Consider the following 24807-nt stretch of genomic DNA (forward strand, 5'->3'; position numbering starts at 1 on the left):
ACCCCTCCCCGTTCGCTGTCGGCGCATGCGCCGGACCGGCTGCCCCGCAGCGCCTGGACTAGCGTGGTCAGCAGCAGCCAGACCTGAGGAGGCATCTGCACGTGGAAGTCAAGATCGGTGTCCAACACTCGCCCCGTGAGCTGGTCATCGACAGCCCGCAGAGCCCCGACGAGATCGCGGCGGAGGTCTCCCGGGCGATGACGTCGGCGAAGGACGGCCTGCTGACCCTGGTCGACGAGCGCGGCCGCCGGGTCGTCGTCCCCTCGGCGAAGATCGCCTACGTGGAGATCGCCGAGGCCGACCAGCGCCGGGTCGGCTTCATCGCCGGCTGAGCGCCGGAGGCGCTCGACGCAACCTGATGGAACGGCCCCGGTGCAGGGGCCCACGCCGAGCTCGCGAGGCGTGGGGGGCACCGGGGTCCTTCTGTCAGGGGTTGAGGCCGAGCGCCCGCATGCGCAGGCCGTGCGCGGTCGTCAGCCGCTGCAGCAGCTCACCGACGCCGGCCATGCTGCCGGTGCCGGTCATGATCAGGTCGGCGAGCTGCTCGTGCTCGGCGATCACCGCCTGCGACTGGGTGAGCGCCTCGCCGACCAGCCGGCGCGCCCACAGCGCGAGCCGCCAGCCGACCGCCGGGTCGGCGGCGATGGCCGCCCGCACCTCACGGACGGCGAACTCCGCGTGCCCGGTGTCGGCGAGCACCTCCTCGACCAGCGCCCGGTCCGGCTGCGGCAGGAACGCGGCCACCTCGCGGTAGAAGTCCGCCGCCAGCCCGTCGCCGACGTAGGCCTTCACCAGCCCCTCGAGCCAGGTGCTGGCCCGGGTGCCGTCGTGGAAGGCGTCCAGCGCGGCCGCGAACGGGGCCATCGCCTCCGCCGGGTCCACGCCCAGCTCGACCAGCCGCGCGGTGAGCCGGTCGTGGTGCGCGACCTCGGCGGCCGCCATCCGGGCGACGGCGGCGCGGCCCTGGATCGAGGGGGCCATCCGGGCGTCCTCGGCGAGCCGGTCGAACGCGGTCAGCTCCGCGTAGGACAGGACCCCCAGCAGTTCCACGACCGCCTTCTGGTCGACCTCACCCACGTGCACTCCCCCTCCGGACCGGCCGGCCCTCCCCCTCGGGTGGTGTTCCGGGGTGTCGAGCGGGCAGCGGAGGCAGGCTAACGGGAGCCGCGGGCTACGATGGAATGGGACAGCCGCTCGGCTCGTTCTACCCTGTGCAACCCGATGTGCGCTGATGGCCGCCGGATGACGCTCCACCCGGAGCTCTCCCGGGCAGTCTGCACTCGACGCCCGGTCGACTGGCCGCGTCGGCGCTGGATCGACATCCCGGAACCGACCGGGACCGGCGAGCGTCGCCGGCGGCGCCCCGAGGACGGGCCGCACGGCGACGCGGGACGGTCCCCCATCAGACCTGAGGCGAGAGAACTGACCTCCACCGAGAACACCCCCACCCCCACGGCGGCTCCCGAGCTCGACCACGCCGAGACCGGCGCACCGGCTCCCGAGGAGCTGGAGTCGCAGGTCGAGCAGCTGGGTGGCGCCCCCGTGGCCAGCGACAGCCCGCTGTTCACCGATTTCGACGTGCACCCCGACATCGTCGCCGCGCTGGCCGAGGTCGGGATCACCCGCACCTTCGCCATCCAGGAGCTGACCCTCCCGCTGGCGCTGGCCGGCCACGACCTGATCGGCCAGGCGCGCACCGGCACCGGCAAGACCCTGGGCTTCGGCGTGCCGATGCTGCAGCGGGTCGTCCCGGCGGCCGAGGGCGGCGACGGCGTCCCGCAGGCGCTGGTCGTCGTCCCCACCCGTGAGCTGTGCGTGCAGGTCTCCCGCGACCTGGCCGCGGCCGGCGCCAAGCGCGGCATCCGCGTGCAGGCGATCTACGGCGGCCGGGCGTTCGAGCCGCAGGTGCAGTCGCTGCAGTCCGGCGTCGAGATCGTCGTCGGCACCCCCGGCCGGCTGCTCGACCTCGCGCAGCAGGGCCACCTGATCCTGGGCAAGGTCAAGGTGCTCGTCCTCGACGAGGCCGACGAGATGCTCGACCTGGGCTTCCTGCCCGACATCGAGCGGATCCTGGCGATGGTCCCGGACAAGCGGCAGACCATGCTGTTCTCCGCGACGATGCCCGGCCCGATCGTCACCCTGTCCCGGTCGTTCATGAGCCAGCCGACGCACATCCGGGCGCACGGCAACGACGAGGGCTCGACGGTCCCGCAGACCACGCAGTTCATCTACCGGGCGCACAACCTGGACAAGCCCGAGCTGCTCTCCCGGGTGCTGCAGTCCCGCGACCGCGGCCTGGTCATGGTCTTCTGCCGCACCAAGCGCACCGCGCAGAAGGTCGCCGACGACCTCGTCGAGCGCGGTTTCGCCGCGGCCGCCGTGCACGGCGACCTCGGCCAGGGCGCCCGCGAGCAGGCGCTGCGCGCCTTCCGCAGCGGCAAGGTCGACGTCCTGGTCGCCACCGACGTCGCCGCCCGCGGCATCGACGTCACCGGCGTGAGCCACGTCGTGAACTACCAGTGCCCGGAGGACGAGAAGACCTACGTGCACCGGATCGGCCGGACCGGCCGCGCCGGCTCCACCGGCGTCGCGGTCACCCTGGTCGACTGGGACGACATCCCCCGCTGGCAGCTGATCAACAAGGCGCTGGACCTCGACTTCGCCGACCCGCCGGAGACCTACTCCACCTCCCCGTGGGTCTACACCGACCTGGACGTGCCCACCGGCGCGACCGGCCGGCTGCCCCGCTCGCAGCGGACCCGCGAGGGCCTGGACGCCGAGGTGGTCGAGGACCTGGGCGAGACCGGGCGCAAGCACCGGCCGGCCGGGCGCTCCGACCAGCACTCCGGCCCGGGCCGGGAGGACGCCGAGCCGTCGGCCGGCCCGAGCAAGAGCCGGCCCCGCCGCCGCACCCGCGGCGGGGGCGCCGCCGAGGCCGGTGCGGCCCCCGCGGAGGCCGACGCCGCGGCCGTCGAGACCGCCACCTCCGACGGCGGCGAGGACAGCGCACCCCGCCGTCGGCGCCGGCGGCGCGGCGGTGCCAAGCGCAGCGGCGGGGGCTCCGAGTCCGCCGCCTGATGAAGGACCTGCCTTCCCCCCGAGAAGGACCTCGTCCCCCTCATCCCTCGCAGGCTCGGGACGAGCCTCTGGACGGGGCCATCCTCCACTCGGGGCGGGCCCCTGGAGGCAGGCCGTTCCAGCGACGCACCAGGCTGCGGCGCCCGCCGCTGCGGATCTGGACCTGGACGGCGGTCACCCTCGTGGTGGCCGCCGTCGCCGTCGTGCTGTGGCGCACCTCCGACGTCGTCGCCACCTCCACCACCACGGCGGCAGCGCCCACCGTGCCCGACGCGGCGCCGGCCGACGAGCTCGCGCCGGCCTGGACGGCGACCACCACCGACGGGCCCCGCCGGGTCGTCGAGGGCGGCCGGGTGCTGGTGACCGACGAGCACGGACTGGCGATGCTCGACGCCGGGACCGGCACCGAGGCCTGGCACTACCGCCGGTCCAACGCCACGCTGTGCGACGCCACCGCCGTCGACGGCGTGGTGATCGCCGTGTTCCGCACCACCGGCCGGTGCAACGAGGCGGTCGCGCTGACCGCCACCACCGGGGAACGCGACTGGTACCGCAACGTGCGGTTCCGCGCCGACGTCGACCTGGCCAGCACCGACCAGATCCTGCTGGCCGCCAGCCCGACCGGCGTCATGACGATCGACCCGACCGGCAACAACACCCGCTGGCGGTACACCCCGGCGACCGGCTGCCGGTTCGTGGGCGCCGACGTGGGCAGCTCCGGCGTGGTGGTGCTCCAGCGCTGCGAGGGCTCCGCGCCGCTGCAGGTGCAGCTGCTCGACGGGTTCGGGGGCACCGTGATCTGGACCCGGGACCTGGACACCGGGGGCCGCACCGCGCGCCTGGCCGGGGTCGGCCGCCTCGTGGACGTCGTCGTCGGCGACACCGTGCACGTGATCGACCCGGACGACGGCACCCTGCGCGAGCCACTCCCGTTGCCCGCGCTCGCCGCCGGGGACGACGCCCGTGCCGAGCCGCTGCAGCAGGCGGAGGTGGGGGACGTGACGCTGCTGTGGGCCCGCGGCACTGTGTGGGCGCTGGACCAGGAGACCGGCCGGCCGCGCTGGTCGGTGCCGGCCACGGGCCTGCCGGCACGCGGCGCGGACGACGCCGTCGTCGTCCCCGAGGACGGCGCGTTCGTCCGCCGGTCGCTCGCCGACGGCACCGAGCTGGACCGCTCCACCGCCGCCGGGACCCTGCCGGCCGGAGGCCGCACCGCCCTGCTCGGGCCGGTCGTGGTCTACGCGACGTCGGACCAGGTGCTCGGTCTGCGGTGAAGGCCGGGAGACTCCCCAACGGCTGACAAGCGAGGGAAGATCGCGGCACGACCGCGGATCGCGAGGCAGACTCGGGTCATGGTCCTGCCTGGAGGCTCCGAACACGCCGCCCCCGACGACCTCCGCCAGCTGGCCACGCACGACGCGGTCCGGGTGACCTTCCCGGGCGGCGCGGGCGAGCTGGCCGCGCTCGACACCGGCCGTGCCGAAGGGGCCACGGTCCTGCTGGTCGCCGGGTTCACCGGCAGCAAGGAGGACTTCGCCCCGCTGCTGTCACCGCTGGCCGACGCGGGGCTGCGGGCGGTGGCGATCGACCAGCGCGGCCAGTACGAGTCCCCCGGCCCGGACGAGCCGGCCGCCTACAGCGTCGCCGAGCTCGCCGCCGACCTGGTCGCCCTCGGCCGCCGGCTGCGGGAGGGCGGCGCCGGCCCGCTGCACCTGCTCGGGCACAGCTTCGGTGGCATCGTCGCCCGGGGCGCGGTGCTCGCCGAGCCGGCGCTGTTCGACTCGCTGACCCTGCTGGGCAGCGGTCCCGCGGGGCTCACCGGCCCCCGCCGGGAGCTGCTCGACCACCTCTCCCCCCTGCTGGACGCCGGCGGCGTCCAGCTGGTCAGCCAGACCCTCGAGCAGCTCGCCATGACCGACCCGCGGGCGCAGACGGTGCCGGCCCCGACCCGGGAGTTCCTCACCCGCCGGTTCCTCGCCAACAGCGAGGCCGGGCTGCGCGGCATGGCCGACGCGATGCTCACCGAGCCGGACCGCGTCCCCGAACTCGCCGCCACCGGCGTGCCGGTGCTGGTGGCCCACGGGGTCGCCGACGACGCGTGGACCCCGGCCGTCCAGGCGGACATGGCCACCCGGCTCGGCGCCCGGCACGAGGTGATCCCGCGGGCGGTCCACTCCCCCGCCATCGAGAACCCCGCGCGGACGCTGCAGGTGGTGCTGGACTTCTGGGCCGTGGTCCCGGCCCGGCCGCCGGGCGGCGTCCTCCGGTGAACCCGACCCCGTCCATCCGCGACTTCACCGCCGAGGAGGACCTGCTGGGGTTCTTCGGCCCGGACAGCGTCAGCTGGCGCATCCACGCCGACCCGGCGTTCTCCGTCGGCGGCATCCGCGCCCTGCTGCTGCAGGCGCTGCACCCGGTCGCGATGGACGGCGTGCACCAGTTCTCCGCCGCCTTCACCGCCGAGCCGTGGGCCCGGCTGACCCGCACCGCCGAGTACGTCGCCACGGTGACCTTCGGCACCCGCCGGGAGGCGCTGCGGGCGATCCGCCGCGTCCGGAGCATGCACCGGGACAAGTCGGCCGTCGAGGAGACCACCGGCCGCTCCTACCGGGTGGACGACGCCGACCTGCTGTTGTGGGTGCACTGCTGCGAGGTCGAGTCGATGCTGTCGGTGGCGCGCCGGGCCGGGGTCCCGCTGACCGACGCCGACGCCGACCGCTACCTGGCCGAGCAGGTGACCGCCGCGGTGCTGATCGGCTGCGCGGAGGCCGACGTCCCGGCGACCGTCGCCGAGCTGGACGCCTACCTGGCGCGGGTGCGCCCGCAGCTGGCGTTGACCCCGGCGGCGCGGAACGCCTCGCGGTTCGTCCTCGTCCCGCCGATGCCCCGCTGGGTGCAGTTGCTCACCCCGGCCCGCCCGGCGTGGAGCACGCTGGCCGCCCTCGGCGTCGTCACGCTGCCGCGCTGGGCCCGCCGGCTGTACGGGTTGCCCGGCCTCGGTCTCACCGACCCGGCAGCCACGGCGGCGCTGCGGGCGTTCCGGCAGGCGGCGCTCGCGATCCCGGCCCGGGTGCGGGAGTCGCCGATCGTGCGCGCGGCCCGGGAGCGGACCGCCGCGGCGGTGCCGGTCAGCGCGTGAAGAAGGACCCCCAGGGCGGGGCCGGGGCGGGGCCGGGGCGGGGCCGACGTCAGGACCTGGCGGGTTCATCGAGCGCGCGGCGAGCCGCGGCGAGCACCGCGTCGGCGACGCGGTCCAGTGACGGGGTGCGCAACTTCCACTGCTGCCAGTACAGGACGACGTCGACCGCGCCGTCCGGGTCGAGGTCGACGAGCTCCCCGGCCGGTTCCTGCTGCGCGGGCACCATGCCCCAGCCGAACCCCAGCCGCACCGCGCTGACGTAGTCCGCCGACGCCGGCACGAGGTGCAGCGGCGGCGCGGCCGGGTCCACGCCCCGCTGCCGCAGGTAGCGGTGCTGCAGGTCGTCGTCGCGGTCGAAGACGACGACCGGCGCCCGGGCCAGCGCCGCGGCGGTGACCCCGTGGGGGAACCAGCGGCCCGCGACGGCGGCGGTCGCCATAGGCCGGTAGCGCATGCCGCCCAGCCGGGTGACCGTGCAGCCGGGCACCGGCTCGGAGTCCGCGGTGACCGCGGCCATCACCCGCCCGTCGCGCAGCAGGGCAGCGGTGCGCTCCTGGTCCTCGCGGTGCAGGTCGAAGGCCAGCTCACCGGCCAGCGGGGCGAGGGCGGGCAACACCCAGGTGGCCATCGAGTCGGCGTTCACCGCGATCGGCAGCGTGATCCGCTCCTCACCGACGAGCTCCCGGGCGGCGTCGGCGGCCAGCAGGGCCACCTGGCGGGCCAGCCGCAGCACCGCCTGCCCGGACTCCGTCACCCGCACCGGCTTGCTCCGCACCAGCAGCACCCGGCCGGTCGCCGTCTCCAGGGCCTTGAGCCGCTGGCTGACCGCGCTCGGGGTCACGTGCAGGGCGCGGGCGGCGCCGTCGAGGGTGCCGGCAGTGACGGTCGCCTGCAGGGCGCGCAGCTGACCGAGGTCGAGGTCCACTTCATCATTAGAGCCGCTTCAGCTGCGTCAGGAACATGAGCGGTGGTGACGAATGTCGGCCGTTAGCTTCGTCGGCGTGTCCCCCACTCTCCTCGCCGCCGTCTCCGGGCTCGGCCTCGGCCTGTCCCTGATCATCGCGATCGGCGCCCAGAACGCCTTCGTGCTGCGGCAGGGACTGCGGGTCGAGCACGTGGCGGCCGTCGTCGGGGTCTGCCTGGTCTCCGACGTGTTGCTGATCACCGCGGGGACGGCGGGTGCCGGAGCGCTGGTCAGCCGGGCGCCCGAGTTGCTCACGGCCGTCTGCTTCGGCGGCGCGGCGTTCCTCCTGGCGTACGGGGTGATGGCCGCCCGGCGGGCGGCGCGGCCGGCCACGCTGGTCACCGAGGAGGCCGGCCGCCGGGCCGGCCTCCTGGTCACGGTGACCACGTGCCTGGCGCTGACCTGGCTCAACCCGCACGTCTACCTGGACACCGTGGTGCTGCTCGGCTCGCTGGCCAGCACCTGGGACGGTCAGCGCTGGTGGTTCGCCGGCGGCGCCGCGCTCGGCAGCGCCGTCTGGTTCATCGGACTCGGGTACGGGGCGCGCCTGCTGCGGCCGGTGTTCGCCCGGCCCACCGCCTGGCGGGTGCTGGACGCGGGGATCGCCGTCGTCATGGTGTCGCTGGCCGTCTCCCTGGCGGTCCGGGGTGCCCGCGCCGGGTGAACCGCGCTGGAGCCGAGCTCCTGCTCCGGCCCGCCGGCGGCCACGTCCTCGCCGGCACCCGCACGCCTGCCCTCGGGAGTCCGCTCGTGCCCGGTGCCACTGCCGCCCTGCACCACATGATCATCGGCGTCACCGACCGCGACGGCGCCGTCCGCTGGTTCGTCGACCTGCTCGAACTGCGGCTGTGCTCCCGGGGTCACGGCCACCTGCTCGAGGTGCTCACCGCCCCGCTGCACCGACGTCCCCGCGGCCTTCCGGCCGGCCTGACTCAGCCGTCAGCGGCGGGCTCCTCGGGCAGGAAGCTCCACGTCTCCCGGGCCGGCGCGGCCGCCTGACCGACCGGGCAGCTGGGCCGGAAGTCGCACCAGCTGCACTGCCGGCCGGGGACCGCCGGGAAGGCGTCGTCCGGACTCTGCCCGGCCGCCACCGCCTCGGTGGCGACCGCGATGTCGGCGGCGATGTCCTCGGCGCGCCGCACGTGGTTGGCCAGCGACCGGTCGGTGTGCTCGAAGGCGGCCACCGTGCCGCTGGGCAGGTGGTGCAGCTCGACCCGGCTGCACGGTCGGCGCAGGGTGCGGCGGACGCCCAGCACGTAGGCGGCCAGCGCGGGTGACCCACGGGCCTCGTCGTCGGTGGAGGGGACGCGGCCGGTCTTGTAGTCCACGACCACCAGCTCGTCGCCGCGGCGGTCGATCCGGTCGACGCGGCCGGAGAGGGCGAGCCGCTCGGTCGTCGTCCCGACGGTGCGCTCGGTGCCCACCGGCTCGTCGGTCGGGTCCAGCCCGGCCACGTAGTCGGTGAGCCAGGTGGCGGCGCGGGCCCGCCACCGCTGCGACTGCTCCTCGTCGCGGAAACCGGTGTGCGACCAGGCGCCGTACAACAGCTGCCGGGCCGCGGCGGTGGTGCGCCGCGGCACCGGGAGCTCCCACCACGACCGCAGCGCCGTGTGGACCGCGGAGCCGACCGTGTTGTGTGCCCACGGCGGGCCCTTGGGCGGGAGGGGCCGGTCGACGTAGGCGAACCGGTAGCGGCGCGGGCAGTCGGCGAAGGTCGCGAGCTTGCTCGGCGTGCACGGGAACAGCCGCCGCGGCATGCCGGGCATCTCCAGCTGGGCGCTCATCGCCGGCTCACCCCCACGCGGCCACGGTAGCCGGGGGGTGTGACAGCTCTCAGTCGGTCAACGGGGCGCACCCGGTGCCGGCGGCGACGATCGCGGCGTACTGGTCGGGCTCGGTGGTGCAGGCCGCGATCGGGGTGACCTTGTTGGCGCCGTGGTAGTCGCTGGACCCCGTGCGGATCAGGCCCAGCTCGTCGGCCAGCTCCCGCAGGTGCGCTCGCTGCTCGGGCGTGTGGTCGGGGTGGTCGACCTCCAAGCCGAGCAGTCCCGCCTCGACCATCGCCCGGATCGCCGCGTCGCCGACCACCCGGCCGCGCGAGGTGGCCAGCCCGTGGGCGAAGACCGGCACCCCACCGGCGGCCCGCACCAGCCGGACGCCGTCGAGCACGTTGGTGTCGGCCTTGGTCACGTAGTGCGGACTGCGGTGGTTGAGCAGCGTGGCGAAGGCGTGGTCGACGGACTCGACGACCCCGGCCGCCACCAGGGCCTGGGCGATGTGCGGGCGCCCCACGACGCCTCCGCCGCTGCGCTCGACGATCTCCCCCCACACCACCGGGTAGCCGGCTCCGGCGAGGTTAGCGGCGATCCGCTCGCCGCGGGTGAGCCGCTCGGTGCGCAGCCGGGCCCGCTCCGCGGCGAGGCCGGGGTGCTCGGGGTCGAACAGGTAGGCCAGCAGGTGCACGCTCATCGGCGGCTCGTCGGCCGGGAACCACCGGCAGGACAGCTCCATCCCTGGCACGACCACCAGGCCGGCGGGCCGCGCCTCGGCGGCGGGCGACCAGCCGGCCGTGGTGTCGTGGTCGGTGAGCGCGACGACGTCGAGGCCGGCGGCGGCCGCGGCGGCCAGCAGGGCGGCCGGGCTGTCGGTGCCGTCGGACACCGAGGAGTGGGTGTGCAGGTCGATGCTCACCCGGTCAGCGTGCCCCACCGGCGTCAGCTGTCCCGGTACCGCGGGATGGGCGCGGTGTCGTGGCCCCGTCCGGACGGCAGCGGCCGGGGCGCCCGCCGCTCGGGCGCGTCGCCGTTCCCCATGTTGTGGGCGTCCACCGACCCGTCGGCGTCCTCCTCGGGGCTCACCGAACTGGTCGCGGCGTCCTTGCCGAACATCAGCTCGCTCAGCCGCCGGTAGAGCGCGTCGGCGTGCGGCACGAAGGTGATGACGTCGAGGCCTTGCGCCTGGCCGGCGGACTCGAACCGGAAGGTGCCGTAGCCGAGCAGCTGGCCCCAAAAGGTCTCCTTCCAGGTGAGGTCGGTGATCCGGCGCACCGGCATGACCGCGACGGTCCTGATGATCACGCCGGAGGTGAGCAGCACACGGCGGCGGGTGACCAGGAAGTGCCGCACCCACCACTCGGCGACGTGCAGGCCGAGATAGGCGAGGGCACCGAGGACGAGGACGAGACCGACGATCGCGATCAGCCGGACGTCCTCGGCCTCCGAGAGGAGCAGCCCCCCGAGGGCGAGCACCGGGATCCCCCGGGAGAACGGGCGGGCGAGCACGGCCGGGTGCCGACGGGTGGCGACGACCGGCGGCTCGTCGGGGAGCAGGTACTTGGCCGCGTCCTTGCCCCACCGCGGGCGGCGGGCGCGTGGGCCGGACACGGCCGGGCTCAGATCAGCGAGCCCACGAACGCGGCCAGCGAGGTCGCCGCGTCGCTCAGCGCGGAGCCCGCGCTGTGCACGATGTTCGCGGAGTCCTCGGGCCGCTGGATGACGTAGAAGATCACGAAGGCCACGACCAGCCAGGTGAGCACCTTCTTCAGCAAGGGACTCGCACCGCTTCCTGTGTCGTGTGTCGATCGGCGAGCTGGACCCTGATGCCCAGCATCGTCCACCACGGCCGGGAAGACCGCGACCCATGCGTAACAGCCGCCGCAGCGGCCGCGCCAGCCGCCACGCCGGAGAGTCGGGGGATCACCGGTTCAGCGGCCGGGCAGCAGCCGTTCGGTGGGCGGGCCGAGGGGCAGGTCCGGGTAGACCCGTTCGCGCAGGTCGAGCAGGCCCAGGTCGTCGGCGAGCAGCCAGGCGGCCGAGGACGGCCACAGGACCATCCACAGCCACACCCCGTACGCCTCCCCCACGAACGCGGCGCGGTCCTGGCTGGGCGTGGGCACGGTCCACAGCGGCGCCCGCTGCCCGGCCGCGCGGACCGCGGTGGTGGACGGGCCACCGATCAGGTCACCGGGGTCGACGCCGGGCAGACCGGCGTACCCGCAGCCCAGGCCCGTGCCCGGCTCCTCGGCGACCAGCACCGCCTCCGCCGGCTCCCCGAGGGGCGCCGGCCCGGCGCAGGCGACGACGATCGCCCGGGCACCCGGCTCCCCGCCCCACGCCAACCCGGTGACGACCCAGCCGGGCGGCATGGGGTCCGGCACCCAGGCCGGCACCCGCGCGTCGGCGGTGACGGCGGAGATCGTGTCGTGCGCGACGACCGCGGTGTGGTGCAGCGGGGTGACCGCCGCGTGCAGGTGGCACCAGCCCAGGGCCGTCGACCCGGGCTTCACCACGAGGGCCTCGCCGCAGCGGGGACACACCGGGGAGACGCTCATCGCCGCTCACCGTCCTGTCCCGGGACGCTCGCGTCAAGCGTTGCCCGGTACGCCGCGGCCTCCGGTGGGTGCCCGCCGCCCGGTCGCGGACCGGCCGTAGCCTCGCCGACGTGGGCGGACCGATGCCGGAGGTGGCGTGCGTCGGCGCGGTGGTGCACGACGAGGCCGGCCGGCTGCTGCTGATCCGCCGCGGGCACGCCCCCAGCGCGGGCCTCTGGTCGGTGCCCGGAGGGCGGGTCGAACCCGGGGAGACCGAGGCCGAGGCGGTGGTGCGCGAGGTCGCCGAGGAGACGGGGCTGCGGGTGGTGCCCCGGTCGGTGGTCGGCCGGGTGCGCATCCCCGGGGACGGCGTGGTGTTCACGGTGACCGACTGGCTGTGCACCCTCGCCGAGCCGGATCAGGTGCCGGTGGCCGGGGACGACGCGGACGACGTCCTCTTCGTGGACGCCGGCGCCCTCGCCGCCCTGGAGATGGCGCCCGGGGTGGTGACCGCGCTCGGCAGCTGGGGAGTGCTGCCCCGCTGAGCCGCCCGCTGCGGCCCGGCCGCCCGCCGGCCGGACCCGCCGCGCGTGCATCCCGCCCCGCCGGCTCAGCGCCGGACCGTGGACCGGCGGTCGCCGCGCCCGGCGACGGCCTCACCGGGTCGGCGCGTGCGGGCCGCTCCGACGTCGAACTGCTCACGGCACCGGCCGCACCGCATCTGTCAGCTCCCGCTCGTCGACGCACGGCGACGGGTGCCGCTGGTGCCCGCGGGACACCAGGGGGACGTGCGCCGTCCGCGGACCGACAACTGCCCGGCACGGAGCGACGCTGACCCGTCTGGACGGGTGCCGATCCTACGATGACCCCGTGTTCCTGCAGTCCGCGCCCGACCGGCCGGCCGAGGGCGAGGTCGTGCGGCTCAGCACCACCGGTCGCCGGGTCCGACTGGCCGCCACCACCGTCGTCCTGGCGCTGGTCCTGGCCGGGACCGTGTGGGGCACCGACGACGACTTCCCCTTCGGGCCGTTCAAGATGTACTCGACCCGCGCCGACCCCGACACCCCGGTGGTCTCCACCCGGGTGGTGGGGCTGACCGCGCTCGGCGAGGAGGTACGGCTCTCCGGCGGGCAGGTCGGCCTGCGCCGCGCCGAGTTCGAGGGGCAGCTGCCCCGCATCGTCGAGCACCCGCAGCTGCTCGGGCTGCTCGCCGACTCCTACGCCGAGCGGCACCCCGGCGCGGAGGAGCTCGTCGAGGTACAGGTGGTGCTGCGCCGCTTCGGGCTCGCCGACGGCCAGCAGACCGGCGCGTGGTCCGACGACGTCCTGGTCTCCTACGACCTGGGGGACGGCGCGTGAGCACCGCCGCGGACACCCCGCCCCTTCCTCTGCCCCTGCCCCAGGCCGCCCCGCCCTCCGCGTCCGACGTCCCGGCGCCGCTCACCTCCCGCTGGTGGACCCGCCCGGTCCCGCTGGCCCGGATCGCGGTCTTCCGGGTGATCGCCTACCTGTTCATCCCGGTGGACGTCTTCCTCACCACCGCCTGGGTGCGCGCGCACGCCGATGTACCGACCGAGTGGTACCAGCCGCTGCTCGTCGCCCGGTTGCTGCACCTGCCCGCCCCGACCGCCACCCTCGTGCTGTTCGTGCAGTGGGCGCTCGTGGCCGCGGCGCTCGCCGCGGCGACCGGCCGGGCGCCCCGGCTCCTCGGCACGTCCGTCTTCCTGCTGTACGCGGAGTGGATGGTCATCGCGATGAGCTACGGGAAGGTCGACCACGACCGCATCGCGTTCCTGGTGGCCCTGGCCGTGCTGCCGACGATCGGGCGGGCCCGGTTCCGGGACCGCCGCTCGTCGGAGGCCGCCGGCTGGGCGATGGCCGCCGTGCTGGTGACGGTGATGCTCACCTACTTCCTGGCCGCCTGGGCGAAGATCCGGTTCGGCGGCTGGGACTGGGCCACCGGCTCCACCCTCACCCGCGCGGTGCTGCGCCGGGGCACCGACCTGTCGACCTGGACCCTCGACGTGGCCTGGCTGCTGCCGGCCGCCCAGTGGGTGATGCTCGCGTTCGAGTTCGCCGCGCCGCTCATCCTGCTGGTGCGCAGCGACCGGGCCCGGATCGGCCTGGTGCTGTTCCTGCTCGGCTTCCACGTCATGGTCTACGCCGGCGTCACGATCATCTTCCTGCCGCACTGCGTCGCGATCCTGTCCGTCCTGCCGTGGGAGCGGCTGACTGCCTCCCGCCCGGCACCGGGCGACCCCACGCGCCTCCTGTGTACGGGCGACCCCCTGACCCGGAGGCCCTCGACGACGGGACCCTGACAGCGCGTCGTCCCTGGGCCCGGTCGGGACTCAGCCGGGCAGGACGTCCTGGAGCGGGACGAGCTTGAAGTTCTGCGCTGCGCCGTCGTTCTTGCCGTCCTGCGCCACGAGGATCCCGGCGGGGAACGACGGCCCGAGGTCGGCCGTGGACACGTCGATCCCGTCGGTCTCCTGCACGCCGTCGATCCCACCGCCGGAGACGATGCGGAAGCTGCCGACGTAGCCGTTGTCGCCCTCCCGCGTGAACACGGCGTAGGAATCGTCGCCCTGGCTCGAGGCGATCAGGTAGCCCGAGCCCCCGTCCGCGTACACGAGCGTGAGCCCTTCCACCTCTGTGACGAGCGGCCCGGACGGCGAGACGGAGGCGATCAGCGTTCCGGAGTCGCCGGCATCCGGCTCAGCCCCGAACTTCCAGATCCCCCGCGTCTCCTCACCGAGGTAGAAGTCGCCGCGTTCGTCGTCGGCGACACAACCCTCCACCTGCGAGTCCACCTGGATCGAGCGGACCCGGTGCCCCTCGACCCTGCCCGACCCCGCGTCGGACAGCTCCCACTGCTCGACCTGGCCCTCCTTGCTGTTCACGAAGGCGTAGAGCTCGCCGGTCGCGGCACTGTGGTAGAGGCACGAGCCGTAGACCTCCAGGTCGGGTCGGATGGCGTCCCCCGCCACGTCCCGCAACTGGCGGGTGTCCGGATCCAGCACGAACACCCCGATGGTGTTGGTGCTGCGGTTCCCGGAGACGACGAGCACGACGGGGCGGCCACCCAGGGTGAAGCCGTCAGCAGCCGGCCGGACGTCGACGTTGTTCATGTCCCCGACCGGTAGGTACTGGAGCGCCTGGCCGCTCAGGTCGTAGACGATCAGCCCGCCCTGCTTGTCGGTCGCGACGATCGCGCTCATCGAGGGGTCCACCGGGTTGACCCAGACCGCCGGATCGTCGGCGGCATCCCCGTCGTGCGGGACCGGCTCCGTCTCGACGCTGGCCGAGACCTCCGTGGCCACGGTGCCGGCACGGGCCGGGTCACCCACGCTGGCGGGCGTCGGCGTGCTCGCGGACGGCGGGGACCCGCTCGAGCCGCATGCGGCGAGTGCCACCGCGACACAGACGGTCAGCCCGCCGCGGAACCGGAGCGCATGCCGACCCGCGGACCGCTGCGTGACGTGACTACGGCGCATGATCGACATTCTGCTGTCCGCGGCGGTCGTCGGTGCGGTCCGCCTCTGCGCCGCGCGCCGCCCCGGCGTCGACTCAGAGCAGCGAGCCGATGCGCGCGGCCATCTCCGCCTCGTGCTGCTGGTAGGCCGAGGCCACGCCGGTCAGCAGCTGCCCCATGCCGGTCAGCGCCTCGCTCACCCCCTGGCTGGACAGCCGCCACTTCTCGTACAGCTCGCTGAACTGCACCGCGGCCTGGCTGTCGGTCCAGCCCTCCAGGACCGAGTCGTTGATGCTCGCGGACAACGTGGCGTGCCGGGACGCGGTGTCCCCGGCCTCGGCCTGGCACTGCCCGGCCATCGCCTGCAACGTCCCGATGTCGACCTTCATGACGCCTCCTCACCCACCGAGCGGTTCCCGGTGGGTGAGCACGGTAGGTGCGGTGGGGCGGTGCCCGCGGGCGTCGTCCACAGGCGGACCCGTCGTCCACAGATCGCGTTCGGAAGCCCCGCGGCCGCCGCGGCGACTGCACGATCGCCGGGTGCAGCACCCCTCCCCACCCGGCCGCGGCCCGCGCCGGGCTCCGCGCACCTGGACCCTGCACGGCGTCGAGGCCGAGGTGGACGTGGAGGTGCGCGCGCCCGCGGACGCCGTGCTGGGCGACGTGCTGCCCGTCCTCGCCGCCGAACTGGCCCTGCCGGCGGGCGGGCTGTGGTCGGGGACCACGGAGCTGCCCGCCGACGTCCCGCTGAGCAGTCCGGCGCTGCGGCACGGCGCGGTCCTGGGCCTCGGCCGGCCGGGCCCCCGCCCCGCCTCCGCGTCCGGCGCGCTCGAAGTGCACGTGGTCGGCGGGCCGGACGCCGGGCGGGTCCTGCCCCTCGGCCGGGGTGACCTCGTCGTCGGCCGCGGTCCCGGCTGCGGGCTGGCCCTGCGCGACCCGGACGTGTCCCGCCGGCACGTGCTGCTGTCGGTGACGGAGGGCCAGGTGACCGCCGCCGACCTCGGTTCCTCGAACGGCAGCGTCCTGGACGTGGGCGGTCGGCCGTCCGTTCTGCTCGGCGGCGCTCCGGTCCCCTGGCCGGTGGGCGCCCTCGTCCGGATCGGCGCCAGCACGCTCCGGCTCACCGGCCCGCAGGGCGCGGCCCTGGAGACCGGCGAGGCGCCCGGCGGCCGCCTGCTCGTCCGGCCGCTGCGCCCGGCGCCGGCGGCTCTCCCGGAGGTCGCCGTCCGGCTCCCCGCGGCTCCTCCGGAACCGGCCGGACGGCGCCTGGCGTGGGTGGCCGTGGCCCTGCCGGCGGCCGGCGGGGTCCTGATGGCCTGGCTGACCGGCACCCCGCACTTCCTCTTCTTCGCCCTCCTCAGCCCGGTGGTCGCGGTGGCCGGCTGGTGGTCGGACTGGAGGACCGGCCGCCGCGCGCACCGCGGCGCCGTGGCGGAGCACGCGGCCGCACTCGCCCGGGCGGAGGAGGAGGTCGACGCCGCCGTCGCGGCTGACCTCGCTGCCCGCGAGGCGCGGCATCCCGACCCGGCCCGGCTCGCCTCGGCGGCGCGCCGCAGGTCCAGCCCCCTGTGGTCGCGCACCCGCTGCGACGACGACCAGCTGACCGTGCGCGTCGGCACCGGTTCCGGTCCCACGGCGGTGACCCGGGTCGCGCCGGACGGCACCCGGTCCGCGGCCGTCGCCACCCACCTGCCGGTCACCGTCGACCTGCGGTCCGGGGGCCTCGGCGTGGTCGGCCCCCGGCCCGCCGGGCTGGGTGTGGTCCGCGCGGTGGTGGCCCAGCTGGCGGCCCTCCTCCCGCCCGGTGAGCTGCGGCTGGTGCTCGTCTGCGGTGTGGAGCGGTCCGGCGACTGGCGCTGGGCGCGGTGGCTGCCACAGCTGGGCCAGCTCCGGGTTCCCGCGACCGGTCCATCACCCCTCGCCGGTCCTCCCGACGGGGTGACGGTCGTGGTGCTGGACGGCGCGCTCGGCGACGAGACGGCGGCCGCCGTGCGCGCGGGCACCGGTACCCTCGCCGTCCTCGAGGTCGCGGAGGACGAGCCGGGGCTCCGGTCGCGTCCGACCGCCCTGCTGCGGATCACCGGGGAGACCGGCACGAGCGGGCGGCTGGACGTCCCCTCCCTCGGGTCGTCGCGGCCGGTCGTGCTCGACGGGATGCCCGACGCCACGGCGGGCGCCCTGGCCCGGCACCTGGCCGCACTGGCGGCGCCCTCGTCGGCCAGGGGGCTGCCGGACATGGTTCGGCTGCTCGACCTCCCCGCGACCGGGCTGCGGATCCCACTGGGCGCGGTGACCGCGGCCGGGGAGTGGGACGCGGGGCGCGGGCGGCTGGTGACGACCCTGGGGGTGGGCGAGCAGGGTCCGCTGGAGGTCGACCTCGTCGCCCAGGGACCGCACGCGCTCGTCGCGGGCACCACCGGGGCGGGGAAGTCCGAGCTGCTGCAGACCCTCGTCGCCGGCCTGGCCCTGCGCCACCCACCGGACCGGTGCAGCCTGCTGCTCGTCGACTACAAGGGCGGCGCCGCGTTCGCCGCGACAGCCGACTTGCCGCACACCGTCGGCGTCCTCACCGACCTGGACCACCAGTCCACCGCCCGCGCGCTCCGCTCGCTGGCGGCCGAGCTCACCAGCCGGGAGCGGCTGCTGGCGCGGAACGCGGCCCGCGACCTGACCGACCTCCCCGACTCCGCCGCGCTCGCCCGGCTGGTGATCGTGGTCGACGAGTTCGCCACCCTCGCCGAGGAGCTGCCGGCCTTCGTCTCCGGCCTGGTCGGCATCGCGCAGCGCGGCCGGTCCCTCGGCGTGCACCTGGTGCTCGCCACCCAGCGTCCGTCCGGGGTGGTCAGCCCGGAGATCCGCGCCAACTGCTCGCTGCGCATCTGTCTGCGCACGACCGACGAGAGCGAGTCCCGCGACGTCCTCGGCAGCCCGCTCGCCGCTTCCCTGCCGCCGGACCGCCCGGGCCGGGCCCTGCTGCGCGCCGGGAGCGCGACACCGGTGCTGCTGCAGGTCGCCCGGGTGTCGGGCACCTCCGACCAGGAGGAGGTCGGGGTGACCGCACGCCGCCGCCCGTGGCCCCCCTCGCACCAGGCCGCCCGGGCGCCGGTGCCTCCGTTCTCGTCCTCGGCCGGGCCCGAGGACCTCCGGCGGCTGGTCCAGGCCCTGAGCCGACGGGCCGCCGAGCGGTCCGTCGCGCGCCCCGGTCGCCCGTGGCTGCCACCGCTCCCGGACCGGCTGACCGCCGAGGACCTCGACGGAGGTGACCTCTCCGCGGCAGTGCTGCGGATCGGGCTCACCGACTCCCCGGATACCCAGAGCCAGCAGCCGCTCGAGCTGGACCTCGCAGCCGGTGGCGGCTGGCTGCTGGTGGGCGGCCCGCGCAGCGGACGCACCACGGCGCTGGCCACCGTCACCGCCGAGGCGGCCCACCGGCTGTCCCCCCGTGAGCTCCACGTCCACGTGCTCGACCACGGCGGCGGAGCAGCCGCCGCGGCCGCCGCGTGTCTCCCCCACCTGGGGACGGCGGTGGGTCGCGGCGATGCCCACCGCGCGCACCGGCTCGTCACGCGCCTCGTCGCGGAGGTCGACCGGCGCCGGTCGGGGAGCCCGCCCGACGACGATCCCCTCCTGCTGGTCCTGGTCGACGGCTTCGAGAGCGTCGCCGCGCAACTGGACGAGGCCGACCCGGCGGGCGGGTCCTCGGCGCTGCTCCGCCTGCTACGGGACGGCGCCGCAGCGGGCCTCACCGTCGTCGCCACGGCGGAGCGCGCCGTGCCCGGCAGCCGGCTCACCGCGGCAGCCCGCTCCCGGGTGGTGCTGCCCCTGCCCGACCGCGCCGACTACGCCGTCGCCGGGATCCCGCCGCGGGCCGTCCCCGGCCACCAGCCCCCCGGGCGGGCCCTCGCCGGGGAGGACGCCGTCGAGTGCCAGCTCGCCCTGCCCCGGACCCGGGTTCGCGAGTGGCCCACCGCGGACGACGCCCGCCGGATCCGGGTCGTCGAGCTGCCCGCCGACCCGGTCCTCCCGCCGGCGCCCAGGGAGCGCGGGTCGTCGCCGGACGTCCTGCAGGTGGCGCTCGGCCCGGGCGGCGACGACGGCCGCCCGGTCGGCCTCGACCTCCAGCGCAGCGGCGGCCTGCTGGTGGTCGGCGGTCCCGGCAGCGGCCGGTCCACGGTGTTGGCGTCGCTCGGCCTCGGCTGTCGCGCCGCGGGCCGTGCCGTGCTCCACCTCGCCGCCCGGCCGGGCGGCGTCGATGCGGGAGCGGGGATCGAGTGGATGTCCCCGGCCGATCCGGCGGCGCTGCGGACCTGGGTCGCCCAGCAGGCGCCGGTGCCGGTCGTCCTCGCCGACGACGTCGCGGCGCTGCCCGACGCGGCGGCCGACGTCCTGGCGTCGGTCGGCCGGCCCGGCGGCGAGGCGCTGGTCGTGGCCGCCGGCAGCGCCGCGGACCTGGCCGCCGCCTACCGCGGGCCGGCGGTCACCCTGCGCCGCAGCCGGACCGCGCTGCTGCTGCGGCCCGTCCCCGGCGACGCCGAGCTGCTCGGCCTGCGCGTCCCTCGCACACCGCTCCCGCCCCGCCCCGGCTCGGGCTGGCTCGTCGCCGGCGGCGAGGCGGTCCGGGTGCAGGTGGCCCGCCACCGGGCCCCGCGATGACGCCGTCGCAGGGCCGGGTCCACGGCTCAGAGCAGGTCGAGGACCGGGCCGATCTCCTGGCTCGCGTACCAGGCCAGCTCGTGGCCCTCCGCCTGGTCGACGACGAACTGCGCGTCCTCGCTGCCGAGGTCGGCCTCAAGGACCACCGCGACCGCCGCGCGCACGTCCTCCTCGGCCTCCGCCACGTCCAGGTGCGCGCTGGCGACGTCGGCCAGCCGCACGTCGGCCGTGGTCCGGGCGGCGCCGGCGTCCGCCCCCTCGTCCTCCATCGGGGTCACCGACGCGTCGGGCACGTCGGCGGCGAGCACCACCCGCCGCCGCGCGGCTCCCGGGTCGACGTCGATCAGGCGCAGGCTGGCCCGGGCAGCCGCGAGCAGCGCCGCGTACTCGAGCTCCTCGCTGTCCTCGCTCAGCTCGTAGAAGTCCCGCAGCTGCGGGGTGACCGTGAAGACCGTCTGCGGTCCCTCCAGTCGGCCCTCGGCCAGCAACCGCTGGAGCACGGTCGTGGTGGCCGGCAGGTAGACGCGCACCCGGTCATCCCCCTCAGTCGTCGAACCGCGACCGTAGCGCCGCCAGGAGGACGCACGGCTCCGGCCCCGGCCACCGGAGGCCTCTGCAGGGTCCCGCCGCGAGCTTGCGAGCGGTGGGGGGCAGAGGGGTCCCTCTTCAGGAGGAGCTCTCCACCAGGTACGCGACCTCCTGCTCGATCAGGTCGGCGAGGACGTCGACGTCGCTCACGCTGTCCCGGTCGGCGGTCAGCCCGAAGTACACCGTCCCGTCGTAGCTGGTCAGCCCGATCGCCAGGCCCTGCCCGCGGACGAGCGGCACGACCGGGTAGACCTCCACCATCCGGGCGCCGCGGGCGTACAGCGGCTGCTGCGGACCGGGCACGTTGGTGACGACCAGGTTGAACAGCCGCCGGGACAGCCCGCTCGCCGCGCGGGCGCCCAGCGCGTGGAGGGTCGGCGGCGCAAAGCCGGACAGGGTGGCCAGGGTGTCGGCCCCGACCGACTGCCCGCTCGGCGCGAGGCCGCGCATCGCGAAGCTGACCCGGGCCTGCCGCACCCGCGGGTTGGGCTCCCCCACCGGCAGGTCGACCAGGAGCGAGGACACCCGGTTGCCGGCCCCGTCGTCGTCCTCGCCGCGCACCGACACCGGCACCAGCGCCCGCACCACCGTGCTGCCTACGACGGGCTCGCCGCGGGAGAGCAGCCACTCGCGCAGGGCGCCGGTGACCGTCGTCAGCAGCACGTCGTTGACCGTGCCTCCGTGCGCCTTGCGCACGACCTTGAGGTCCTCCAGCGTGGCCCGCGCGACGGCGACCCGGCGCTGCCGGCCGATCGGCGCGTTGAGCGGGCTGACCGGCGCCGGCGAGACGGCGGTGCGGGCCACCGCGGTGGCCAGGCTGCCGGCGAGGCCGGCCCACCGGACGGCGGTCGCCCGCAGGTCACCGGCGGCGGTCCGGGCGGTGTCCAGCACCGACGAGGGCCGCTGCAGGGACTCCTCGACGGCCTCCCAGACCAGCGCGGCCGGCCCCGGCGGCCGACGCGGCCGCCACTCCTCCTCGGCCGGGCCCGACCGGTTCGGGGCGTCCGGATCGGCGTCCAGGATGACCTGGCCGATGTCGATCGCGTTGAAGCCGTCGACCAGCGCCGGGTGGGTCTTGGTGACCACCGCCGTGCGGTCCCCGGCCAGGCCCTCCACCAGGTACATCTCCCACAGCGGGCGGGTGCGGTCCAGCGGCCGGGCGATCACCCGGGCGACCAGGTCGAGCAGCTGCTCCTCCGTGCCCGGCCGGGGCAGCCCCGACCGCCGCACGTGGTAGGTGATGTCGAAGTCGGGGTCGTCCACCCACGCCGGGTTCGCCAGGTGCCCGGGCACCTCGAGGACCTTCTGCCGGTAGCGGGGTACCAGCGGCAGCCGCGCGCGCACCAGCTCGACCAGCGCCTCGTGGTCCAGCCCGCCGTTCGGGCACTCCAGCACCAGCACACCACCGACGTGCATCGGGGTGCCGGGTTCCTCCAGGTACAGGAAGGACGCGTCCACCGCCGTGAGCCGCTCGACCACGTGCCCCTCCTCCCGCTCGGCGCTGCCCCACGCTACGACGTCCGCGGACGGCCCGGAGACCGGGACCGCCTGCGGACGGTCAGCCGCTGCGCCGGACCCGGCGACGGCCGGTGGGCACCGGCACCCCGGTCAGCTCCGCGGCCAGGGCGCGGAGCGCGGTCCGCAGCGCCGAGCCGGGCGCCACCTCGCCGAGCGTCCGCCCCGCGGCGAGCGCGGCGTCGGTGGCCCGCCGGTCGGCCGGCAGGAACGCGGCCACCTCGCAGCCGGTGAACCGGGCGAGCGCCGCGGCGATCTCCCGCCGCGGGTCCCCGGGCACCGGTCCGCGCCGGACCTGGTTGACCACCACGACCGGGTGCACGCCGGGCAGCACGTCCCGCAGCTCCCCCAGCGCGCGGACGGTCCGCTGGAGGGCCACCGGGTCCGCCCCGCTGACGCACACCACCGTGTCGGCCGCCTCCAGCACCGTGAGTGTCGCCCCGTTGCGCCGCGGCGCCGCGGTGTCGAAGGAGAGCTCCTCGTCCTCCTCCACGGAGAACCCGCAGTCGACGACGGTGAGCGCGGCGAGCCGCCGGGCCTCGCCCAGGACGACGGCCACCCCCTGCGGCCGTAGCTCCGGCCACCGGTCCGGCCGGGCCAGCCCGGTCAGCGCGCGCAGCCGGGGACGCACCGACCACGCGAGCCGGGCCAGCGCGGCGACGTCCAGCGTGCCGGCGCCGGCCTGCCGCGCCGCCGCGGCGAGGCCGGGTGACTCGTCCAGCAGCCCGAGCACCTGGGCCACCACGCCGCCGTAGACGTCGGCGTCGACGAGGAGCGTCCCGACGCCCAGTCGCGCGGCCTCGTCGGCCAACCCGACGGCGACCGTGGTCCTCCCCGGGGCGCCGGTGGGTCCCCAGACCGCGACCACCCGGCCCTCCCCCGCGGGCGGTCCGGGGCCCTCCGGCGGGAGGCCGAGGGCGGGGAGCGCGGCCCGCGGGTCGCCGACGTCGTGACCCGCCGCGGGCACCCCGGCGACGGCCTCGCGCAGGGCGCGGGCGATCTCCTCCGGCTCGGCGTCGGCCGAGAGCACCCGCACCACCCCCAGCTGTCGCAGCCGCTCGGCCGACCGGTCGTCCCCGGGCTCGACCAGGCCGACGACGGCGACCCCGGCGGCGGTCAACCGGGCGACCGCCGCCCCGTCCAGCCGGCGCAGCTCAGCGGACAGCAGGGCCGCCTGGCCGGTGCCGGTGGTCGCAGCCGCTAGCAGGTCGGCGACGTCGACGCAGCGGCGGACCACGGTCACCCCGTGGTCCTCCCGGTCCAGTGCGCCGACGAGCTCGGACTCCCACGCGGCGCCGGTGACGGCGGTGAAAACCTGCAGGGCCATCAGTCGGTCGTCCCCGCCTCGTCGACGGACTCCCGGACCACCACGACCAGCCCTCGACCACCGATGGCGCCGAGCACGCCGGCCGCCTCGTCCGCGGGCACCGCGACGACGACCTGCACGGTGCTGGCGGTGGTGGTCAGCACCCCGTCGCCCCGCCCGCTCACCGCCTGGACGGTGGCTCCGCCCACCACCAGCTCGACGTCCCCGCCGGTCGGGCCGGCCGCGCCGAGGACCGGGTCGGCGACGGCGTAGACGTCCACCGCCTGTCCCCGCGCCAGTCCGGGCGGCGCGTAGCCGGCCTGCACGGGCAGCGCCAGCTGGACGAGACCCGTGGGCTCCTCCAGCACCGACCGGGGCAGCAGCTCACCTGCCCGCACGGCGCGGGACAGCACCCGCCCCTCTGGTCGCGTGCTGGTGGCCAGGTACGCCGGGGCGACGTCGTCGAGCCGGACGGAGACGGCGACCAGGTCGTCGCTCGCCAGGACGGTCCCGGCGGCGAGGTCCCCGGTGGCCGACCAGACCGGAACGGTCGCGTCGGCCGCGCTGACCACCCGGGCGCCGACCAGCACCGAGCCCAGCACCAGGAGGACACCCAGGACCAGCCGCAGGTCCAGCCACCGCGGCGGGCGCACCCGCCGCGCCACCGGACCGGCCGGCCCGTCGCCGGTTGCCCGTCCCAGGCCCGTGTCGGCCGTCGGTGGCGCGCTCATCGGTCGGTCACCCCGTCCGTCCTCCCCGCGTGCAGGCACGCCGTCGACCGCGCCCGGCCGGACCGCGGGACGCCGATCATGGCCGAGGAGCACGGTCTGGTGCAGCGGTTGTCCACACCATCGGGTGGACGGCGCAGCCCGGGGCGCCCCGGCTGCCACACTGGCGGGGACCGTCGACGGGAGAGACACGCACCATGGCCACGCAGCGCTTCCTGACCCTCGACGACGTGGCGGAGATCCTCAACGTCTCGTGGTCCCAGGCGTACGCGCTGGTCCGGCGCAAGGAGCTGATCGCCATCCAGATCGGCGGACGCGGCCAGTGGCGGGTGGAGAAGGACGAGCTGGAGCGCTTCATCCAGCAGAAGTACGCCGAGGCCCGGGCGTCCGCCGGCGAGCCCGAGCCGGCCGAGGCCGGCGCGGACGCCGAGGTCCCGGGGGCCGACGCCACTCGCTGAGCGCGGCCCCGGCGTCAGACCACCGCGGGCGGCAGCGTCCGGACGACGGCGACCGCGTCCAGCACGACCGCCCGCACTCCCGTGACCGCGCCGCGCCGCCGGGGCAGGTCGGCGGGGTGCTCGGCCAGCTCCAGGAAGTCCGCGCCCACCCGGTCGACGGTGCCGGTGACCACGCCGCCGTCGTCGAGCAGGCAGTGCACGAGTGCCCTGTCCCGGGCCAGTCCCCGCAGGGCGCGGCGCAGGTCCAGGCGCCGGCCCACCGCTCCCAGGTCGCGCTCCGCCGCCGTCCGGGCGGTCAGCCCGCCGACCGTGCGCACCACCCGCTGGGCGACGAGCACCTCCCGGTGCTGGCCGTCCTCCAGCAGCAGCCAGTCGACGCCGACCTCCACGAGCCGCCCGGTGACCTCCCCCGCTCCCCGACACGACATGGTGACCGGCCGGCCGAGGGACCCGCGCAGCCGGTCCGCCAGCCGCAGCCGGCCCCACTCGGCCCGGGCCCGGGACGCGTCCTCCCGGCGCTCGTCGGCCGCCTCCTCCTCGGCCAGTTGGGCCTCCAGGTCGGCGAACAGCTGCTGCCAGCGCATGGAGCGCAGG

The 24807-nt window shown here is 76.2% G+C and carries 26 protein-coding genes; 12 read left to right on the plus strand and 14 right to left on the minus strand.

The annotated features are described in order from the left end of the window. Positions 1 to 101: 101 nt before the first annotated feature. Positions 102 to 332 (plus strand): DUF3107 domain-containing protein, encoded by a 231-nt coding sequence (locus tag HK417_RS11460; RefSeq protein WP_222266472.1) that lies wholly within the window; start codon positions 102 to 104, stop codon positions 330 to 332. 94 nt (positions 333 to 426) lie between these two features. Here HK417_RS11460 and HK417_RS26455 read toward each other — a convergent pair whose 3' ends face one another. Beyond that, entirely contained in the window at positions 427 to 1077 is a 651-nt protein-coding gene (locus tag HK417_RS26455; protein ID WP_222266474.1) for a ferritin-like fold-containing protein, read from the minus strand. A 165-nt stretch (positions 1078 to 1242) separates the two neighbouring features. Between HK417_RS26455 and HK417_RS11470 the strand changes: the two genes are divergently transcribed. From HK417_RS11470 to HK417_RS11485, 4 genes are all read left to right on the plus strand, one after another. Then, on the plus strand, positions 1243 to 3078 hold the full coding sequence (locus tag HK417_RS11470) for a DEAD/DEAH box helicase (RefSeq protein ID WP_308123520.1): 1836 nt from the start codon (positions 1243 to 1245) through the stop codon (positions 3076 to 3078). Positions 3079 to 3263: 185 nt separating this feature from the next. Beyond that, positions 3264 to 4352 carry an outer membrane protein assembly factor BamB family protein gene (locus tag HK417_RS11475; RefSeq protein WP_308123521.1) on the plus strand — a complete coding sequence of 363 codons (1089 nt, stop codon included), beginning with the start codon at positions 3264 to 3266 and terminating at the stop codon, positions 4350 to 4352. A 78-nt stretch (positions 4353 to 4430) separates the two neighbouring features. Next, positions 4431 to 5348 carry an alpha/beta fold hydrolase gene (locus tag HK417_RS11480; RefSeq protein ID WP_222266476.1) on the plus strand — a complete coding sequence of 306 codons (918 nt, stop codon included), beginning with the start codon at positions 4431 to 4433 and terminating at the stop codon, positions 5346 to 5348. Next, complete coding sequence (locus HK417_RS11485; RefSeq protein WP_222266478.1) at positions 5345 to 6217, plus strand: oxygenase MpaB family protein; 873 nt, start codon at positions 5345 to 5347, stop codon at positions 6215 to 6217. The genes HK417_RS11480 and HK417_RS11485 overlap by 4 nt, the downstream gene beginning before the upstream one ends. 49 nt (positions 6218 to 6266) lie before the next feature. Here HK417_RS11485 and HK417_RS11490 read toward each other — a convergent pair whose 3' ends face one another. Further along, positions 6267 to 7142 (minus strand): LysR family transcriptional regulator ArgP, encoded by an 876-nt coding sequence (locus HK417_RS11490; RefSeq protein ID WP_222266480.1) that lies wholly within the window; start codon positions 7140 to 7142, stop codon positions 6267 to 6269. Between the two features lie 76 nt (positions 7143 to 7218). Between HK417_RS11490 and HK417_RS11495 the strand changes: the two genes are divergently transcribed. Together HK417_RS11495 and HK417_RS11500 are read left to right on the plus strand one after the other, a co-directional pair. Beyond that, positions 7219 to 7845, plus strand: coding sequence for a LysE/ArgO family amino acid transporter (locus HK417_RS11495; RefSeq protein WP_222266482.1), 627 nt, complete (start codon positions 7219 to 7221; stop codon positions 7843 to 7845). Continuing rightward, on the plus strand, positions 7842 to 8180 hold the full coding sequence (locus tag HK417_RS11500) for a hypothetical protein (protein WP_222266484.1): 339 nt from the start codon (positions 7842 to 7844) through the stop codon (positions 8178 to 8180). Before HK417_RS11495 ends, HK417_RS11500 begins: the two co-directional genes overlap by 4 nt. Here the strand turns inward: HK417_RS11500 and HK417_RS11505 are convergent. From HK417_RS11505 to HK417_RS11525, 5 genes are all read right to left on the minus strand, one after another. After that, entirely contained in the window at positions 8114 to 8965 is an 852-nt protein-coding gene (locus tag HK417_RS11505) for a RecB family exonuclease (protein WP_261326383.1), read from the minus strand. The two genes, HK417_RS11500 and HK417_RS11505, sit on opposite strands and share 67 nt — an antisense overlap. A 49-nt stretch (positions 8966 to 9014) precedes the next feature. Then, positions 9015 to 9872 carry a PHP domain-containing protein gene (locus HK417_RS11510; protein ID WP_222266486.1) on the minus strand — a complete coding sequence of 286 codons (858 nt, stop codon included), beginning with the start codon at positions 9870 to 9872 and terminating at the stop codon, positions 9015 to 9017. 23 nt (positions 9873 to 9895) lie between these two features. After that, positions 9896 to 10564 carry a PH domain-containing protein gene (locus HK417_RS11515; protein WP_222266487.1) on the minus strand — a complete coding sequence of 223 codons (669 nt, stop codon included), beginning with the start codon at positions 10562 to 10564 and terminating at the stop codon, positions 9896 to 9898. Between the two features lie 8 nt (positions 10565 to 10572). Continuing rightward, positions 10573 to 10728, minus strand: coding sequence for a hypothetical protein (locus HK417_RS11520; RefSeq protein ID WP_222266489.1), 156 nt, complete (start codon positions 10726 to 10728; stop codon positions 10573 to 10575). Positions 10729 to 10884: 156 nt separating this feature from the next. After that, positions 10885 to 11511 carry a DUF6758 family protein gene (locus HK417_RS11525; RefSeq protein WP_222266491.1) on the minus strand — a complete coding sequence of 209 codons (627 nt, stop codon included), beginning with the start codon at positions 11509 to 11511 and terminating at the stop codon, positions 10885 to 10887. Positions 11512 to 11621: 110 nt separating this feature from the next. Between HK417_RS11525 and HK417_RS11530 the strand changes: the two genes are divergently transcribed. The 3 genes from HK417_RS11530 to HK417_RS11540 all read left to right on the plus strand — a co-directional run bounded on the left by HK417_RS11530 (position 11622) and on the right by HK417_RS11540 (position 13811). Beyond that, positions 11622 to 12035, plus strand: coding sequence for an NUDIX domain-containing protein (locus HK417_RS11530; RefSeq protein ID WP_308123522.1), 414 nt, complete (start codon positions 11622 to 11624; stop codon positions 12033 to 12035). Positions 12036 to 12360: 325 nt separating this feature from the next. Further along, positions 12361 to 12849 carry a hypothetical protein gene (locus HK417_RS11535; protein WP_222266493.1) on the plus strand — a complete coding sequence of 163 codons (489 nt, stop codon included), beginning with the start codon at positions 12361 to 12363 and terminating at the stop codon, positions 12847 to 12849. Further along, entirely contained in the window at positions 12846 to 13811 is a 966-nt protein-coding gene (locus tag HK417_RS11540; RefSeq protein WP_308123523.1) for an MFS transporter permease, read from the plus strand. Before HK417_RS11535 ends, HK417_RS11540 begins: the two co-directional genes overlap by 4 nt. Before the next feature lie 30 nt (positions 13812 to 13841). Here HK417_RS11540 and HK417_RS11545 read toward each other — a convergent pair whose 3' ends face one another. Both HK417_RS11545 and HK417_RS11550 read right to left on the minus strand, forming a co-directional pair. Next, positions 13842 to 14840 carry a phytase gene (locus HK417_RS11545; protein WP_222266495.1) on the minus strand — a complete coding sequence of 333 codons (999 nt, stop codon included), beginning with the start codon at positions 14838 to 14840 and terminating at the stop codon, positions 13842 to 13844. Between the two features lie 220 nt (positions 14841 to 15060). After that, positions 15061 to 15354, minus strand: coding sequence for a WXG100 family type VII secretion target (locus HK417_RS11550; protein WP_222266497.1), 294 nt, complete (start codon positions 15352 to 15354; stop codon positions 15061 to 15063). Between the two features lie 151 nt (positions 15355 to 15505). Between HK417_RS11550 and HK417_RS11555 the strand changes: the two genes are divergently transcribed. Next, positions 15506 to 19618: an FtsK/SpoIIIE domain-containing protein gene (locus tag HK417_RS11555; protein WP_222266499.1), complete on the plus strand. Its 4113-nt coding sequence runs from the start codon at positions 15506 to 15508 to the stop codon at positions 19616 to 19618. 26 nt (positions 19619 to 19644) lie between these two features. Here HK417_RS11555 and HK417_RS11560 read toward each other — a convergent pair whose 3' ends face one another. From HK417_RS11560 to HK417_RS11575, 4 genes are all read right to left on the minus strand, one after another. Beyond that, on the minus strand, positions 19645 to 20148 hold the full coding sequence (locus HK417_RS11560; RefSeq protein WP_222266501.1) for a DUF6912 family protein: 504 nt from the start codon (positions 20146 to 20148) through the stop codon (positions 19645 to 19647). Positions 20149 to 20284: 136 nt separating this feature from the next. Beyond that, entirely contained in the window at positions 20285 to 21685 is a 1401-nt protein-coding gene (locus HK417_RS11565; RefSeq protein WP_222266504.1) for a WS/DGAT/MGAT family O-acyltransferase, read from the minus strand. A gap of 79 nt (positions 21686 to 21764) precedes the next feature. Further along, complete coding sequence (locus HK417_RS11570) at positions 21765 to 23048, minus strand: AAA family ATPase (protein WP_222266506.1); 1284 nt, start codon at positions 23046 to 23048, stop codon at positions 21765 to 21767. Then, positions 23048 to 23758, minus strand: coding sequence for an SAF domain-containing protein (locus HK417_RS11575; RefSeq protein WP_222266508.1), 711 nt, complete (start codon positions 23756 to 23758; stop codon positions 23048 to 23050). Before HK417_RS11575 ends, HK417_RS11570 begins: the two co-directional genes overlap by 1 nt. 194 nt (positions 23759 to 23952) lie before the next feature. Between HK417_RS11575 and HK417_RS11580 the strand changes: the two genes are divergently transcribed. Beyond that, a complete protein-coding gene (locus HK417_RS11580; protein WP_222266511.1) occupies positions 23953 to 24213 on the plus strand; it encodes a helix-turn-helix domain-containing protein in 261 nt (86 codons plus the stop codon). 14 nt (positions 24214 to 24227) lie between these two features. Here HK417_RS11580 and HK417_RS11585 read toward each other — a convergent pair whose 3' ends face one another. After that, complete coding sequence (locus tag HK417_RS11585; RefSeq protein WP_222266513.1) at positions 24228 to 24797, minus strand: hypothetical protein; 570 nt, start codon at positions 24795 to 24797, stop codon at positions 24228 to 24230. Between the last annotated feature and the right edge of the window lie 10 nt (positions 24798 to 24807).

This window comes from Modestobacter marinus (assembly GCF_019799945.1).
GTDB classification, from domain to species: Bacteria; Actinomycetota; Actinomycetes; order Mycobacteriales; family Geodermatophilaceae; genus Modestobacter; species Modestobacter marinus_B.

Bases quoted from the DNA above. Each gene is read 5' to 3' on its own strand.
- HK417_RS11470 (WP_308123520.1), top strand. From the start codon at position 1,243: ATGACGCTCCACCCGGAGCTCTCCCGGGCAGTCTGCACTCGACGCCCG.
- HK417_RS11480 (WP_222266476.1), top strand. From the start codon at position 4,431: ATGGTCCTGCCTGGAGGCTCCGAACACGCCGCCCCCGACGACCTCCGC.
- HK417_RS11505 (WP_261326383.1), bottom strand. From the start codon at position 8,965: ATGAGCGCCCAGCTGGAGATGCCCGGCATGCCGCGGCGGCTGTTCCCG.
- HK417_RS11525 (WP_222266491.1), bottom strand. From the start codon at position 11,511: ATGAGCGTCTCCCCGGTGTGTCCCCGCTGCGGCGAGGCCCTCGTGGTG.
- HK417_RS11550 (WP_222266497.1), bottom strand. From the start codon at position 15,354: ATGAAGGTCGACATCGGGACGTTGCAGGCGATGGCCGGGCAGTGCCAG.
- HK417_RS11570 (WP_222266506.1), bottom strand. From the start codon at position 23,048: ATGGCCCTGCAGGTTTTCACCGCCGTCACCGGCGCCGCGTGGGAGTCC.
- HK417_RS11575 (WP_222266508.1), bottom strand. From the start codon at position 23,758: ATGAGCGCGCCACCGACGGCCGACACGGGCCTGGGACGGGCAACCGGC.
- HK417_RS11580 (WP_222266511.1), top strand. From the start codon at position 23,953: ATGGCCACGCAGCGCTTCCTGACCCTCGACGACGTGGCGGAGATCCTC.
- HK417_RS11585 (WP_222266513.1), bottom strand. From the start codon at position 24,797: ATGCGCTGGCAGCAGCTGTTCGCCGACCTGGAGGCCCAACTGGCCGAG.